The sequence below is a fragment of the Streptomyces sp. NPDC059003 genome (assembly GCF_042740445.1).
Lineage (GTDB): Bacteria > Actinomycetota > Actinomycetes > Streptomycetales > Streptomycetaceae > Streptomyces.
In genome coordinates this window covers 32,231-45,325 of the sequence record NZ_JBHYJH010000017.1, presented here as the reverse complement: position 1 = coordinate 45,325, position 13,095 = coordinate 32,231, and the positions used below count along the sequence as shown (strand labels likewise).

The 13,095-nt window shown below is 71.3% G+C and carries 15 protein-coding genes and 3 tRNA genes (1 of these 18 running past the window's edge); 12 read left to right on the top strand and 6 right to left on the bottom strand.

The annotated features are described in order from the left end of the window. The 3 genes from ACFWZ5_RS10040 to ACFWZ5_RS10030 form a co-directional block, all read left to right on the top strand. Window positions 1-54, top strand: a tRNA-Glu gene (locus tag ACFWZ5_RS10040); it begins 119 nt to the left of the window's first position. A 24-nt stretch (window positions 55-78) separates the two neighbouring features. Then, window positions 79-150 (top strand) — tRNA-Gln (locus ACFWZ5_RS10035). Window positions 151-172: 22 nt separating this feature from the next. Further along, window positions 173-245: transfer RNA gene (locus tag ACFWZ5_RS10030), tRNA-Glu, on the top strand. Between the two features lie 152 nt (window positions 246-397). Here the strand turns inward: ACFWZ5_RS10030 and ndgR are convergent. Next, window positions 398-1,114: an IclR family transcriptional regulator NdgR gene (gene ndgR, locus ACFWZ5_RS10025; RefSeq protein ID WP_384799853.1), complete on the bottom strand. Its 717-nt coding sequence runs from the start codon at window positions 1,112-1,114 to the stop codon at window positions 398-400. Between the two features lie 187 nt (window positions 1,115-1,301). Between ndgR and leuC the strand changes: the two genes are divergently transcribed. From leuC to ACFWZ5_RS10005, 4 genes are all read left to right on the top strand, one after another. Then, a complete protein-coding gene (gene leuC / locus ACFWZ5_RS10020) occupies window positions 1,302-2,726 on the top strand; it encodes a 3-isopropylmalate dehydratase large subunit (protein ID WP_384799850.1) in 1,425 nt (474 codons plus the stop codon). A gap of 6 nt (window positions 2,727-2,732) precedes the next feature. Beyond that, on the top strand, window positions 2,733-3,326 hold the full coding sequence (leuD, locus tag ACFWZ5_RS10015; RefSeq protein WP_384799847.1) for a 3-isopropylmalate dehydratase small subunit: 594 nt from the start codon (window positions 2,733-2,735) through the stop codon (window positions 3,324-3,326). A gap of 260 nt (window positions 3,327-3,586) precedes the next feature. After that, window positions 3,587-3,823, top strand: a complete 237-nt coding sequence (locus tag ACFWZ5_RS10010; protein ID WP_384799845.1) for a hypothetical protein — start codon at window positions 3,587-3,589, stop codon at window positions 3,821-3,823. A 162-nt stretch (window positions 3,824-3,985) separates the two neighbouring features. Continuing rightward, on the top strand, window positions 3,986-4,690 hold the full coding sequence (locus tag ACFWZ5_RS10005) for an HU family DNA-binding protein (protein ID WP_384890591.1): 705 nt from the start codon (window positions 3,986-3,988) through the stop codon (window positions 4,688-4,690). A 102-nt stretch (window positions 4,691-4,792) separates the two neighbouring features. Here the strand turns inward: ACFWZ5_RS10005 and ACFWZ5_RS10000 are convergent, their stop codons facing one another. Together ACFWZ5_RS10000 and cofC are read right to left on the bottom strand one after the other, a co-directional pair. Next, window positions 4,793-5,014 carry a hypothetical protein gene (locus ACFWZ5_RS10000; RefSeq protein WP_384803242.1) on the bottom strand — a complete coding sequence of 74 codons (222 nt, stop codon included), beginning with the start codon at window positions 5,012-5,014 and terminating at the stop codon, window positions 4,793-4,795. A 13-nt stretch (window positions 5,015-5,027) separates the two neighbouring features. Further along, window positions 5,028-5,663 carry a 2-phospho-L-lactate guanylyltransferase gene (gene cofC / locus ACFWZ5_RS09995; RefSeq protein ID WP_384803245.1) on the bottom strand — a complete coding sequence of 212 codons (636 nt, stop codon included), beginning with the start codon at window positions 5,661-5,663 and terminating at the stop codon, window positions 5,028-5,030. A gap of 209 nt (window positions 5,664-5,872) precedes the next feature. On the opposite strand from cofC, the gene ACFWZ5_RS09990 reads away from it, so the two are divergent. Genes ACFWZ5_RS09990 through ACFWZ5_RS09980 form a run of 3 tightly spaced genes read left to right on the top strand, consistent with a single transcriptional unit; the run spans window position 5,873 to window position 8,931 of the window. Beyond that, window positions 5,873-6,718 carry a lysophospholipid acyltransferase family protein gene (locus ACFWZ5_RS09990; protein WP_384803248.1) on the top strand — a complete coding sequence of 282 codons (846 nt, stop codon included), beginning with the start codon at window positions 5,873-5,875 and terminating at the stop codon, window positions 6,716-6,718. Then, on the top strand, window positions 6,715-7,725 hold the full coding sequence (locus ACFWZ5_RS09985; RefSeq protein WP_384803251.1) for an NAD(P)H-dependent glycerol-3-phosphate dehydrogenase: 1,011 nt from the start codon (window positions 6,715-6,717) through the stop codon (window positions 7,723-7,725). The genes ACFWZ5_RS09990 and ACFWZ5_RS09985 overlap by 4 nt, the downstream gene beginning before the upstream one ends. A 60-nt stretch (window positions 7,726-7,785) precedes the next feature. Beyond that, window positions 7,786-8,931, top strand: coding sequence for a D-alanine--D-alanine ligase family protein (locus ACFWZ5_RS09980; RefSeq protein ID WP_384803254.1), 1,146 nt, complete (start codon window positions 7,786-7,788; stop codon window positions 8,929-8,931). A 42-nt stretch (window positions 8,932-8,973) separates the two neighbouring features. On the opposite strand, the gene ACFWZ5_RS09975 is transcribed toward ACFWZ5_RS09980, so the two are convergent. Together ACFWZ5_RS09975 and ACFWZ5_RS09970 are read right to left on the bottom strand one after the other, a co-directional pair. Then, entirely contained in the window at window positions 8,974-9,459 is a 486-nt protein-coding gene (locus ACFWZ5_RS09975) for a DUF3515 domain-containing protein (protein WP_384803257.1), read from the bottom strand. Window positions 9,460-9,479: 20 nt separating this feature from the next. Then, on the bottom strand, window positions 9,480-9,713 hold the full coding sequence (locus tag ACFWZ5_RS09970; RefSeq protein ID WP_362904783.1) for an Lrp/AsnC ligand binding domain-containing protein: 234 nt from the start codon (window positions 9,711-9,713) through the stop codon (window positions 9,480-9,482). A gap of 233 nt (window positions 9,714-9,946) precedes the next feature. Between ACFWZ5_RS09970 and ACFWZ5_RS09965 the strand changes: the two genes are divergently transcribed. Further along, window positions 9,947-10,915, top strand: a complete 969-nt coding sequence (locus ACFWZ5_RS09965) for a thiamine-phosphate kinase (RefSeq protein ID WP_384803260.1) — start codon at window positions 9,947-9,949, stop codon at window positions 10,913-10,915. Further along, window positions 10,912-11,739 carry a bifunctional hydroxymethylpyrimidine kinase/phosphomethylpyrimidine kinase gene (thiD, locus tag ACFWZ5_RS09960; protein ID WP_384803264.1) on the top strand — a complete coding sequence of 276 codons (828 nt, stop codon included), beginning with the start codon at window positions 10,912-10,914 and terminating at the stop codon, window positions 11,737-11,739. Before ACFWZ5_RS09965 ends, thiD begins: the two co-directional genes overlap by 4 nt. On the opposite strand, the gene ACFWZ5_RS09955 is transcribed toward thiD, so the two are convergent. After that, window positions 11,709-13,082, bottom strand: a complete 1,374-nt coding sequence (locus ACFWZ5_RS09955) for an FAD-dependent monooxygenase (RefSeq protein WP_384803267.1) — start codon at window positions 13,080-13,082, stop codon at window positions 11,709-11,711. The two genes, thiD and ACFWZ5_RS09955, sit on opposite strands and share 31 nt — an antisense overlap. Between the last annotated feature and the right edge of the window lie 13 nt (window positions 13,083-13,095).

Sequence of the window (13,095 nt, the reverse complement as noted above, 5' to 3'; positions counted from 1 at the left end):
CTAGCACGCCGCCCTCTCAAGGCGGTAGCGCCGGTTCGAATCCGGTCGGGGGTACTGTGGTCTGGTCTAGACCACCTATGGGCTATGGTGTAATTGGCAACACGAAGGTTTCTGGTTCCTTTGTTCTAGGTTCGAGTCCTGGTAGCCCAGCGCAGTACAGCAGCACCAGCTAGCCCCCGTTGTGTAGCGGCCTAGCACGCCGCCCTCTCAAGGCGGTAGCGCCGGTTCGAATCCGGTCGGGGGTACGAGCAGGGCCCTCCCCACGCGGGGAGGGCCCTTTCTTGTTGTCGCCCGTTGGCGGTGCAGGTCGGCGCGCCTCCAACTCCTGCCCGCGGCTGCGGCGTTGGAGCCGCGGGCGAGGAGCGGGGCGCGCCGTGCGTCCGAGTGCGGAGGGCGGCTAGTTGGAGCGGCGCAGCGCGTCCGACAGGCGGCTCGCCGCGTCTATCACCGCTTGGGCGTGCATCCGCCCCGGGTGCCGCGTCAGGCGCTCGATCGGGCCCGAGACCGACACCGCCGCCACCACCCGGTTCGACGGGCCGCGCACCGGCGCCGACACCGACGCCACCCCCGGCTCCCGCTCACCGATCGACTGCGCCCAGCCCCGGCGCCGTACGCCGGACAGGGCCGTCGCCGTGAAGCGGGCGCCCTGCAGGCCCCGGTGCAGCCGCTCCGGCTCCTCCCAGGCCATCAGGATCTGCGCCGACGAGCCCGCCTTCATCGTGAGCGTCGAGCCGACCGGGACCGTGTCCCTGAGGCCCGAGAGGCGCTCCGCCGCGGCGACGCAGATGCGCATGTCGCCCTGGCGGCGGTAGAGCTGCGCGCTCTCGCCCGTCACGTCCCGCAGATGCGTGAGCACCGGGCCCGCCGTCGCGAGCAGGCGGTCCTCGCCCGCCGCCGCGGCCAGCTCGGCGAGGCGCGGGCCGAGGATGAAACGGCCCTGCATGTCCCGCGCCACCATCCGGTGGTGTTCCAGAGCCACGGCGAGACGATGTGCCGTGGGTCGTGCGAGCCCGGTGGCCGCGACCAACCCGGCGAGGGTGGCCGGACCGGACTCCAGAGCGCTCAGGACAAGGGCTGCCTTGTCCAGAACGCCTACGCCGCTAGAGTTGTCCATGAAACGATACTCGCGTCTCACTCTGTGAAACGCAAGTTCAAAAATCCCAGGAACCCGCCACCCTGGAGAAGCGATCCGCGGACCAACGGATACGCGACCGACGTCCGGCATGCGTGCTGAGGAGGCCGACGTCGGCGAACTCATTCTCTAGTTGGGTCGGCGCGTGACGCCGGTCGGAGGGAAAGCGATGGGTAGGACACTCGCGGAGAAGGTCTGGGACGACCACGTCGTCCGGCGCGCCGAAGGCGAGCCCGACCTCCTCTTCATCGATCTGCACCTGCTGCACGAGGTGACCAGCCCCCAGGCGTTCGACGGCCTCCGGCAGGCGGGCCGGAAGGTGCGGCGGCTCGACCTCACCATCGCCACCGAGGACCACAACACCCCGACCCTCGACATCGACAAGCCCATCGCGGACCCCGTCTCGCGGGCCCAGCTGGAGACGCTGCGCAAGAACTGCGCCGAGTTCGGCGTCCGCCTGCACCCGCTCGGCGACGTCGAGCAGGGCGTCGTCCATGTGGTGGGCCCCCAGCTGGGACTGACCCAGCCGGGCACGACGGTGGTCTGCGGCGACTCCCACACCTCCACGCACGGCGCGTTCGGCGCCCTCGCGTTCGGCATCGGCACCTCCCAGGTCGAGCACGTCCTCGCCACCCAGACGCTGCCGATGGCCCGGCCCAAGACCATGGCCATCACCGTCGACGGCGAACTGCCCGACGGCGTCACCGCCAAGGACCTGATCCTCGCCATCATCGCGAAGATCGGCACCGGCGGCGGCCAGGGCTACGTCCTGGAGTACCGCGGCTCCGCCATCGAGCGGCTGTCGATGGAAGCCCGCATGACCATCTGCAACATGTCCATCGAGGCTGGCGCCCGGGCCGGGATGATCGCCCCGGACGAGACGACCTTCGCGTACATCAAGGACCGCGCCCACGCCCCCCAGGGCGAGGACTGGGACGCCGCCGTGGCGTACTGGCGGACCCTGCGCACCGACGACGACGCCGTCTTCGACGCCGAGGTCTACATCGACGCCGCGTCCCTGTCGCCGTTCGTCACCTGGGGCACCAACCCGGGCCAGGGCCTGCCCCTGTCCGCCAACGTCCCCGACCCGGCTTCGTACGAGGACGCTTCGGAGCGCCTCGCCGCCGAAAAGGCCCTGGAGTACATGGGGTTGAGCGCCGGACAGCGGCTGCGGGACATCAAGGTCGACACCGTCTTCGTAGGCTCGTGCACCAACGGCCGCATCGAGGACCTGCGCTCGGCGGCCGCCGTGGTCGAGGGGCGCAAAGTCGCCGACGGCGTACGGATGCTGGTGGTGCCCGGCTCGGTGCGGGTCGCCCTGCAGGCCGTGGAGGAGGGTCTTGACAAGGTGTTCACCGCCGCAGGCGCCGAATGGCGGCACGCGGGCTGCTCGATGTGCCTCGGCATGAACCCCGACCAACTGGCGCCCGGCGAGCGCTCCGCGTCCACCTCCAACCGCAACTTCGAGGGCCGGCAGGGCAAGGGCGGCCGCACCCACCTGGTGTCCCCCCAGGTGGCCGCCGCCACCGCGGTGACCGGCCACCTCGCCTCGCCCGCCGACCTCACCGACACCCCCGCGACCGCCGGAGTCTGATCAGCCATGGAAGCCTTCACCACGCACACAGGACGGGCCGTCCCGCTGCGCCGCAGCAACGTCGACACCGACCAGATCATCCCCGCCCACTGGCTCAAGAAGGTCACCCGCGACGGCTTCGAGGACGGGCTCTTCGAGGCCTGGCGCAAGGACCCCGAGTTCGTGCTCAACCAGCCCGAGCGCCAGGGCGCCACCGTGCTGGTCGCGGGCCCCGACTTCGGCACAGGATCCTCGCGCGAGCACGCCGTCTGGGCGCTGCAGAACTACGGCTTCAAGGCCGTCATCTCCGCCCGTTTCGCCGATATCTTCCGCGGCAACTCGCTCAAGAACGGCCTGCTCACCGTGGTTCTCGAGCAGAAGACGGTGGACGCCCTCTGGGAGCTCACGGAGGCGGACCCGACCGCCGAGATCACCGTTGACCTGCACGATCGCCAAGTCCGCGCCCAGGGCGTCACGGCGGACTTCGAGCTCGACGAGAACGCCCGCTGGCGGCTCCTGAACGGACTGGACGACATCAGCATCACGCTCCAGAACGAGGCCGACATCGCCGCGTACGAGTCCGGGCGCCCCGCCCACAAGCCGAGCACGGCACGGGTCTGACACCCCCTCGCGGACCCTCCGCGGGCCCCGCCCGCATCCGATGTACCCCCAATCGTGGACGGTTGGGGGTACATCTGTGTCTGCCTCCGAAATGGCCCGGATGACCTGAACGGGTGGTCCCAACTGCCTTGATCCGAGGGGAAGAAGAGGCTGGAAATCCCCTTGCACCCGAGGAGTGCAGGTATCCTCAGGAAGGCGCCCGAGGAGGGTAGTTACCCCCTGCGGAGGCGACAACTCGCCCCAGATGGCACAATCGGTGCATGGGACGCGACGACCAACTCGAGCTCTACGGACTCGTCGCGGACCGGCTGAAGGAAGCGCACTCCCGAGTGCGCGCACTGCAAGTCCCGGAGGGCGTACGGATGGCGCTGACCCGGAAGCTGCTGGTCATTACGGCCGCGGCCAAACACGATCTCGCCGATGCGGCAAGGCGTCTGGAGCGATTGATGGCAGACCTCGACGAGGGCGTCGAGGGCCGAATCCCCGAAGACGACTGAGCATCAAGCCCCAACGGGCCTTCGAGGAACTCCTCGAGAGTCCAGAACGTTGCGGCACAAGGGTGATTAGCCCGTTTCGTGTTTGATTTGCGGTATATATCTGCCTAACGTGCGAAAAAGCCTGGCGCATTCGCTTCAGGCAATGTCTCCGAAGGGGAAGACGTGAACAAGGCGCAGCTCGTAGAAGCGATTGCCGACAAGGTCGGTGGCCGGCAGCAGGCCGCCGACGCCGTGGACGCGGTTCTGGACGCCATCGTCCGTGCCGTCGTCGGCGGTGACCGGGTTTCGGTCACCGGCTTCGGCTCGTTCGAGAAGGTCGACCGTCCGGCCCGGTACGCCCGCAACCCGCAGACCGGGGAGCGCGTCCGGGTCAAGAAGACCTCGGTGCCGCGCTTCCGCGCGGGCCAGGGCTTCAAGGACCTGGTGAGCGGCTCGAAGAAGCTCCCGAAGAACGACGTCGCGGTCAAGAAGGCGCCGAAGGGCAGCCTGTCGGGCGGCACCTCCACCCGTTCGACCGTCAAGAAGGCGGCGGCCAAGAAGGCGACCACCGCCAAGAAGGCCGCGCCGGCGAAGAAGGCGACCACGGCCAAGAAGGCCACCGCCAAGAAGACCACGGCGAAGAAGGCCACCGCCGCCAAGAAGGCGACGACGGCGAAGAAGGCCACGGCCAAGAAGACCGCCACGAAGGCGGCCGCCAAGAAGACCACGACGGCCAAGAAGGCCGCGCCGGCGAAGAAGGCGACCACGGCCAAGAAGGCCGCCGCCAAGAAGGCGCCCGCGAAGAAGGCCACGGCCAAGAAGGCGCCCGCCAAGAAGTCCACGGCGCGCAAGACCACCGCCAAGAAGACCACTGCCCGCAAGCGCTAAGGGCACTGGGGCACTCACGCGCCGGGCCGGGCTCCCCTCGGGGAGCCCGGCCCGCGGCGTGCGTGCCCGGAATCAGGCGGAGCCAGCCGGAACCAGCCGGGCTCAGAACGTCTGCAGCGTCACCAGCGTGATCCGGCGGTCCGTGCCCCCGCCGCTCCCGCTGCCCCCGCCGTCGACCTCGATGCGGACGCGCTGCCCCGGGCGCAGCAACCGCAGGCCGCCCGCGTCGAACGCGGGGGCGTCGAACGGCACGGGCGTGCCGTCGTCGAGGAGCACGCTGCCGGTGCGGGTGTCGGGGTCGTACGTGTACGCGGTCGCCTGCATGGGGGAAGCCTACTCAGTCCGGTATCAGGAGCCCCGCGGCCACGGCGGCCGTGCGCGGGCCCACGCCGAGGGCGAGCGCGGCCCGCAGGTCGTCGCCGGTGTCCACGTCCTGGCGTACGGAACCGACGCCGGTGAGCGCGAGTTCCACGGCTCCGGACGCCGTGTGCCGGGCGCGGGAATCGGTGCCGAATTGGGGGAGCAATTCCGTGTCCGGGGCCGCGGTCAGGAGCGTGGTCCCGATTCCGGCGGCATCGGGGAGAAACGACCGGGGGAATTCGGCGGCGCCGTCGAGGACCCGGGTCAATTCTCGGGGGCGCAGGGCCGGCAGATCGGCGTTCAGGGCCGCGACGGGAGCCTGGGGCCTGCTGCCGCGTATGAATGCCGCTCCGTGGGCCAGGGCGGCGTTGAGGCCGGACCGTGGCGTGTCGGGGGCGGTGCGGGCGCCGAGGGCGGCCAGGGCGCGGCTCGCGCGGGCGTCGTCCGTGATGACCACCACATCGCGCACCGCGGCGCAGGCGAGCGCGGCGGCCACCGTGTCCTGTGCGAACGCGAGGGCGAGCGCGGGGCGCAGTTCGTCGCCCGCGGCCGGGATGAGCCTGCTCTTGGCCCGCGCCAGGGGTTTGAGCGGTATCACCAGGGTCCACTGCACGGGCGCTCCGTCCTTCGCGTCGGGGCCCATTGTGGCCCGCGAGGAGCGGGCCGCCGGGGGCCGGGGTGTGTGAATCGGCCGGTCAGAGGCTTGGTGGCGGCCTGCGGGGGCGGTGGTGGCGGACGCGTGGGCGTACGGTGTTCTCGACAGGACGGCAGCCTGGGGCGACACTTGTGCGGCCGACCAGGCTCATGGAGGAAGGTGTCCGAGTGTCCCGCCGCAGAATCGGCTTCTGGTACCGCCTGGCGGCGGTGATCTGCAAACCGCCGCTGTTGGTTCTGTTCAAGCGGGACTGGCGGGGAATGGAGAACATTCCGGCCGACGGCGGTTTTATCACCGCCGTGAACCACAATTCGCATCTCGACCCGCTGGTGTACGCCCACTTTCAGTACAACACCGGACGGGTGCCGCGATTCCTCGCCAAGCACGGCCTCTTCAAGAAGGGCTTCGTCGGGGCGGTCATGCGCGGCACCGGGCAGATCCCGGTCTACCGCGAGACCACCGACGCCCTCAGCGCGTTCCGGGCCGCCATCGACGCGGTCGAGCGCGGCGAATGCGTCGCGTTCTACCCCGAGGGCACCCTCACCCGCGACCCGGACCTGTGGCCCATGACGGCCAAGACCGGCGTCGCGCGCGTGGCCCTGCAGACCAAGCGCCCGGTCATCCCGGTGGCCCAGTGGGGCGCCAACCACGTCCTGCCGCCGTACGCGAAGAAGCCCGAGATCCTGCCGCGCAAGACGCACCACGTCCTGGCCGGAGAGCCGGTGGACCTGGAGCGCTTCTACGACAAGGAGATGACCCCCGACCTCCTGAAGGAGGCCACGGAGGCCATCATGGCGGCCATCACCGCGCTCCTCGAGGAACTGCGCGGCGAGCAGGCCCCGCAGAAGCGTTACGACCCGCGTGAGGCGCGGATCGCACAGCGCCGCAAGGCCAGGGAGGCCGCCGCCGACAGCGGTGCCGAAGAGGCGGGCGGCCTTACGGGGCAAGGCAGTTCGGCGGAGCGCGAGAGCGGTTCGACGCGGCACGAGGGCAGCGCGGAGGAGAGCAAGTGACCCGATCCCTGAAGGCGGCCGTCTTCGGATCCGGCTCGTGGGGGACGGCCTTCGGCATGGTCCTCGCCGACGCCGGCTGCGACGTCACCCTGTGGGGCCGCCGCGCCGAGCTCGCCGACGCGGTCAACTCCACCCGCACCAACCCGGACTACCTGCCGGGCGTCGAGCTGCCCCGCACCCTGCGGGCCACGACCGACCCCGCCGAGGCCGCCGACGGCGCCGACTTCACCGTGCTCGCCGTGCCGTCCCAGACGCTCCGCGGCAACCTCGCCGACTGGACGCCGCTGCTCGCGCCCGACACCGTCCTCGTCTCCCTGATGAAGGGCGTCGAGCTCGGCTCCGCGATGCGCATGAGCGAGGTCATCGAGGACGTCACCAAGGCGCCCGCCGAGCGGATCGCCGTCGTCACCGGGCCGAACCTGGCCCGTGAGATCGCCGCCCGCCAGCCCGCCGCGTCCGTCGTCGCCTGCACCGACGAGTCGGTCGCCCAGCGCCTCCAGGCCGCCTGCCACACCCCGTACTTCCGGCCGTACACGAACACCGACGTCGTCGGCTGCGAGCTCGGCGGCGCCGTGAAGAACGTCATCGGCCTCGCCGTCGGCATCGCGGACGGCATGGGCCTCGGCGACAACACCAAGGGCTCGCTCATCACGCGCGGGCTCGCCGAGACCACCCGGCTCGGGCTCGCCATGGGCGCGGACCCGCTGACGTTCTCCGGGCTCGCGGGCCTCGGCGACCTGGTGGCCACCTGCTCGTCGCCGCTCTCGCGCAACCACACCTTCGGCACCAACCTGGGCAAGGGCATGACCCTGCAGGAGACGATCGCGGTCACCAAGCAGACCGCGGAAGGCGTCAAGTCCTGCGAGTCCGTGCTCGATCTGGCCCGCAGGCACGGCGTCGACATGCCGATCACGGAGACGGTCGTGGGCATCGTGCACGAGGGCACGCCGCCGCTGGTCGCGCTCAAGGAACTGATGTCGCGCAGCGCCAAGCCGGAGCGGCGCTGAGCCACCGGTCGCGGGCGGCACACCGCCGCAGCCCGGGCCAGCGGGTACCCTCGACGCGATATGAGCAGCGAGAACCTCCCCCAGAGCCCCCGCAAGCCGCGTGTCGCCGTCGTCTTCGGCGGCCGCAGCTCTGAACACGGCATTTCCGTCGTCACCGCCGGTGCCGTGCTGCGCGCCATCGACCGTTCCAAGTACGACGTGCTGCCCATCGGCATCACGACGGACGGCCGCTGGGCACTGACGGCCGACGAGCCCGACCGGATGGCCATCACCGACCGCAAGGTCCCGAGCGTCTCCGAGCTCGCGGAGTCCACCGACGGCGGCGTCCTCCTGCCCCTCGCCCCGGGCAACCGCGAGGTCGTCTACAGCGAGCCGGGCTCGGTGCCCAAGGCGCTCGGCGAGGTCGACGTCGTCTTCCCGATGCTGCACGGCCCCTACGGCGAGGACGGCACCCTGCAGGGCCTCCTGGAGCTGTCCGGCGTGCCGTACGTGGGCGCCGGCGTGCTCGCCTCGGCGGTCGGCCAGGACAAGGAGTACATGAAGCGGGTCTTCACCTCCTTCGGGCTTCCCGTCGGCCCGTACCTGGTGATCAGGCCGCGCGAGTGGGAGCGCGACGAGAAGGCCGCCCGCGCGCGGATCGCGGACTTCGCGGGCGAGCACGGCTGGCCGCTGTTCATCAAGCCCGCGCGCGCGGGATCGTCGATCGGCATCACCAAGGTCGACTCCTTCGAGGGCCTCGACGAGGCGATCGCGGAGGCCCAGGCGCACGACCCGAAGGTCATCGTCGAGGCGCTGCTGCGCGGCCGTGAGATCGAGTGCGGCGTCCTGGAGTTCGAGGACGGCCCGCGCGCGAGCGTGCCCGCCGAGATCCCGCCCGTGCAGGCGCACGCCTACTACGACTTCGAGGCGAAGTACATCGACTCGACGCCCGGGATCGTGCCCGCGCCGCTGACGCCCGAGGAGACCGCCGAGGTGCAGCGGCTCGCGGTCGCGGCCTTCGACGCCACGTCCTGCGAGGGGCTCGTGCGCGCGGACTTCTTCCTCACCGAGGACGGGCAGTTCGTGATCAACGAAATCAACACGATGCCGGGCTTCACGCCGATCTCCATGTACCCGCAGATGTGGGAGAAGAGCGGTGTCTCCTACGAGGAGCTCGTGGACCGGCTGATCCAGGCGGCGCTGCGGCGCTCCACGGGGTTGCGCTAGCGCGCGGCAGCGGGGGTGGCGCCCGCTCCGGGGGTGCCTTCGCTACGCGATGCCTTCCGGGATCGTCTTCTTGATGGGGGCGGCGAAGTCCGTGAGCGGACCCACGCCGTCCCCTGTCCGCTCCTCGGGGAGCGCCACCTCCACGTACGCCTTGCGCAGCGTCGTGGTGAAGCGGAACGACCCGTCCGGCCGCTTCTGCAGCAGCCAGCCCACGCCGTTCACGCTCACGCCGTCGGCCTTCGGGTCGTTCATCTCGGCCGGTCGCGGCACACCGCAGCGCAGTATGATCGCCGGGTCGCCCCACCCCGCGGTGAGCGGCGAGGCGGGCTTCGGGTCGTGCCGGGAGAGCCCGCTCACCTTCCCCGGCAGTTTTCCGTCCAGGTCACGGCAGAGCGCGGTGACGCCCGCGTCCGGAGAGGGAACCGCAGTCGTCCCGCTGTCGTCCGTTGAGGAGCAGCCCGCGGACGCGATCAGGAGTGCGAAGGCGGGCAGCCCGACAAGGGAGCGGAGCCGGCGGGAAACGTTCACCGGCCAAGGGTAGACGGGGGCTACAAGTGCACGACCGGGCAGGTCAGGGTGCGGGTGATGCCGTCCACTTGCTGGACCTTGGCGACCACCATGCGGCCGAGTTCGTCGACCGTCTCCGCCTGCGCGCGCACGATGACATCGTAGGGTCCGGTCACGTCCTCGGCCTGGATCACTCCCGGGATCTTGCCGATCAGCTCGGCGACGGTCGACGCCTTGCCGACCTCGGTCTGGATCAGGATGTACGCCTGTACCACGGAACCTCCAGGGCGGCCACGAGGATCATGTGGGGAGAAGGGACGCCACGGTACCGCGTCGCCGCTCGCCACGGGGAGACCCGGGGGAGCTGTGGCGCGCACATCGCGGCGGACGGACAACAGAGGTTGACGGTCACGTCGACCGTACCGACGACAGGGACGGCTCGCGACCGCAAGCGGACCGCGGCGACCGTGGCAATCGTGGCAGAAGTGCCAGAAGGAGCAGCACGCGCATGAAGGGCACCGTCGGCGAGTTGGGGGAGTTCGGGCTCATCAGGGAGCTCACCTCGCGGCTCACCTCAACTCCGGCCGTACGCATCGGGCCCGGCGACGACGCCGCGGTCGTGGCCGCCCCGGACCGCAGGGTCGTGGCGAGCACCGACGTCCTCCTGGAGGGGCGGCACTTCCGCCGTGACTGGTCGACGGCGTACGACGTGGGCCGCAAGGCCGCCGCGCAGAACCTCGCGGACATCGCCGCCATGGGCGCCGTGCCCACCGCGATCCTGCTCGGCCTGGTCGTGCCCGCCGAACTGCCCGCGAGCTGGCCGACGGAGCTGATGGACGGCCTGCGCGACGAGTGCCAGGTCGCGGGCGCCGCGGTGGTCGGCGGCGACGTCGTACGCGGCGACACCATCACCGTCGCCATCACCGCGCTCGGCGACCTGCGCAACCACGAGCCGGTCACGCGCGCCGGGGCGCAGCCCGGCGACGTCGTCGCCGTCACCGGCTGGCTCGGCTGGTCCGCCGCTGGGCACGCCGTGCTCTCCCGCGGCTTCCGCTCGCCGCGCGCCTTCGTGGAGGCCCACCGCAGGCCCGAGCCGCCGTACCACGCGGGTCCCGCGGCCGCCGGGCTCGGCGCCACCGCCATGACGGACGTCAGCGACGGCCTGATCGCCGACCTCGGTCACATCGCGGAGGCGAGCAAGGTCCGCATCGACATCCGCTCCGGCGACGTCGACGTGCCCTCGCAGATGAACGACATCGGGCAGGCCGTCGGCGTCGACCCGCTCCAGTGGGTGCTCGGCGGCGGCGAGGACCACGCGATCGTCGCGACGTTCCCGCAGGACGTGAAGCTGCCCGCGCGCTGGAAGGTCATCGGCGAGGTCCTCAACCCGTCGGCCATGCCCCAGGTGACGGTCGACGGCGCCCCCTGGACCAACAAGGGCTGGGACCACTTCGGGGACAACGGGGACGCGGAGTGAGGACGCCGCCGAGTGCCGCGACGAGTGCCCCGCCGCGGGTCCTCACGGTCGCGGGCTCCGACTCCGGGGGCGGCGCCGGGATCCAGGCGGACCTGAAGACCATGCTGGCGCTCGGCACGCACGGCATGAGCGTGCTCACGGCCGTCACCGCGCAGAACTCCCTGGGCGTGCAGGGCGTCTGGGAGCTGCCGGTGGAGGCGGTGCGCGCCCAGTACCGCAGCGTCGCCGACGACATCGGCGTCCAGGCCGTGAAGACCGGCATGCTGGCCTCCGCCGAACTCGTCGAGGCCGTCGCCGAGTTGATCGGGGGCACGGACGCGCCCGCCGTCGTCGACCCCGTCGGCGTGTCCAAGCACGGGGACGCGCTGCTCGCCGCGTCCGCGCTCGACGCGGTGCGCACGAAGCTCCTTCCGACCGCCGCCGTGGCTACCCCCAACCTCGACGAGGTCGCCCAACTCACCGGCGTCCGCGTCGAGTCCGAGGACGGGATGCGGCGCGCCGCGGCGGCCGTGCTCGCGTACGGCCCCGCGTGGGTCGTCATCAAGGGCGGCCATCTGCCCGGCGGCGCCGACGCGGTGGACCTGCTGACCGACGGCTCCGAAGAGCACTGGCTGCGCGCACCGCGCCACGACAACCGCCACACGCACGGCACGGGCTGCACCCTCGCCAGCGCGATCGCCGCGCAGCTGGCGAAGGGGCAGCCCGTGCCGGAGGCGGTGGCGGCCGCCAAGGAGTACGTCACCGGGGCGATCGCCGCCGGGTTCGCACTCGGCGGCGGGATCGGGCCGGTGGATCACGCCTGGCGGTTCAGGGACGGTACGTAGTCTCCGTCTCCGGAGGGCCGGTTTGCGTAGGCCGCGTCTCCGGAGGCGCGGTTTTCGCCAGCCGTGTCTCCGTAGGCACGGTGTTCGCAAGCCGCGTCTCCGTAGGCACGGGTTTCGTAGACCGGGTACTCCTTGAGCTGGATTCCGTTGGCGTCCTTCTCCGTGAGTCGCTTGAAGAGGCCCGCGAGGAAGCGGGAGCTCAGCATCCGGTACGCCCGGTCGCGGCTGCGGATCTTCTTCTCCGTCGGCGGCGCGAGGAACGGGCCCGCGTTGCCCGCGGTCTTCTGGCAGCCCTTCGCGAAGTCGGTGATCTCCGCCTCGTACGCGGCGAAGGCGGCCCGGTGGTCGCCGCGGGCCAGGGCCAGCTCACCCGCCAGGACGTACGCGCCCACCAGCGCCGCACCCGTGCCCATGCCGCCCATGGTGGCGCCGTACCCCGCGTCCCCGAGGAGCACGACCCGCCCCTGGGAGAGCCGGTCGACATGGGCCTGCGCGATCGCGTCGAAGTAGAGGTCGTCCGCGTCCTGAAGGGCCGCGAGGATGCCCGGCGCGTGCTTCCAGCGCACGTCGTCGAACCGCTCGGCGACGATCCGCTTCTGCTGCGCCAGGTCGTGCCGGTCGTAGGCGAGCTCCTCGGACCGGAACACCAGGAAGGCGCCCGCCCTGTCCGCGGCGCCGTCGTAGTTGGCGACGCCGAGGAGGCGGCCCGGCACGCTGCACAGGCGTGAGGTGCGGTCGAGGCCCAGGTGGTTGGGCATGTCGAAGCCCGCCACGTAGTAGTGCAGGAAGCGCACGTAGTGCGACTCGTCGCCGAAGGCGAGGCGGCGGGTGTGCGAGCGCAGGCCGTCCGCGCCCACGACGAGGTCGAAGCGGCGGGGCGCGGCGCGCTCGAAGGTGACGTCGACGCCGTCGGCGTCCTGCTCCAGGTGCGCGATGGAGTCCCCGAAGACGTACTCCACGGAGTCCCGGGTCCGCTCGTACATGATCTTGGAGAGTTCGCCGCGGAAGATCTCCACGTCGCCGCTCATCAGGAACGCGGGGAGGTCCACCTTCTCGCGGTCGTCGGCGTCGACGACCGTCTGGCGGCCCATGTGGGTCTGGCGGCGCAGGACCTCGTCCCAGATGCCCATGCGCCGCAGGACGGTGCGGTGCGCGTGGCCCCGGAAGTCGACGGCGAAGCCGCCCTCGCGCAGCGCGGGCGCCTTCTCGACGACGGTGACGCGTGCGCCGTACCGGGAGAGCCACAGGGCGAGCGCGGGGCCCGCGACGCTGGCGCCGGAGACGAGGACGGTGAGGTGGGCGAGGGGGCGGGCGGACTGCTGGGCGTGCGTCGATTGCGTCATGCCCCGAGCGTCG

Bases quoted from the DNA above. Each gene is read 5' to 3' on its own strand.
- leuD (WP_384799847.1), top strand. From the start codon at position 2,733: ATGGAAGCCTTCACCACGCACACAGGACGGGCCGTCCCGCTGCGCCGC.
- ACFWZ5_RS09965 (WP_384803260.1), top strand. From the start codon at position 9,947: ATGAAGGGCACCGTCGGCGAGTTGGGGGAGTTCGGGCTCATCAGGGAG.
- ndgR (WP_384799853.1), bottom strand. From the start codon at position 1,114: ATGGACAACTCTAGCGGCGTAGGCGTTCTGGACAAGGCAGCCCTTGTC.
- ACFWZ5_RS09955 (WP_384803267.1), bottom strand. From the start codon at position 13,082: ATGACGCAATCGACGCACGCCCAGCAGTCCGCCCGCCCCCTCGCCCAC.
- ACFWZ5_RS10000 (WP_384803242.1), bottom strand. From the start codon at position 5,014: ATGCAGGCGACCGCGTACACGTACGACCCCGACACCCGCACCGGCAGC.
- ACFWZ5_RS10010 (WP_384799845.1), top strand. From the start codon at position 3,587: ATGGGACGCGACGACCAACTCGAGCTCTACGGACTCGTCGCGGACCGG.
- leuC (WP_384799850.1), top strand. From the start codon at position 1,302: ATGGGTAGGACACTCGCGGAGAAGGTCTGGGACGACCACGTCGTCCGG.
- ACFWZ5_RS09980 (WP_384803254.1), top strand. From the start codon at position 7,786: ATGAGCAGCGAGAACCTCCCCCAGAGCCCCCGCAAGCCGCGTGTCGCC.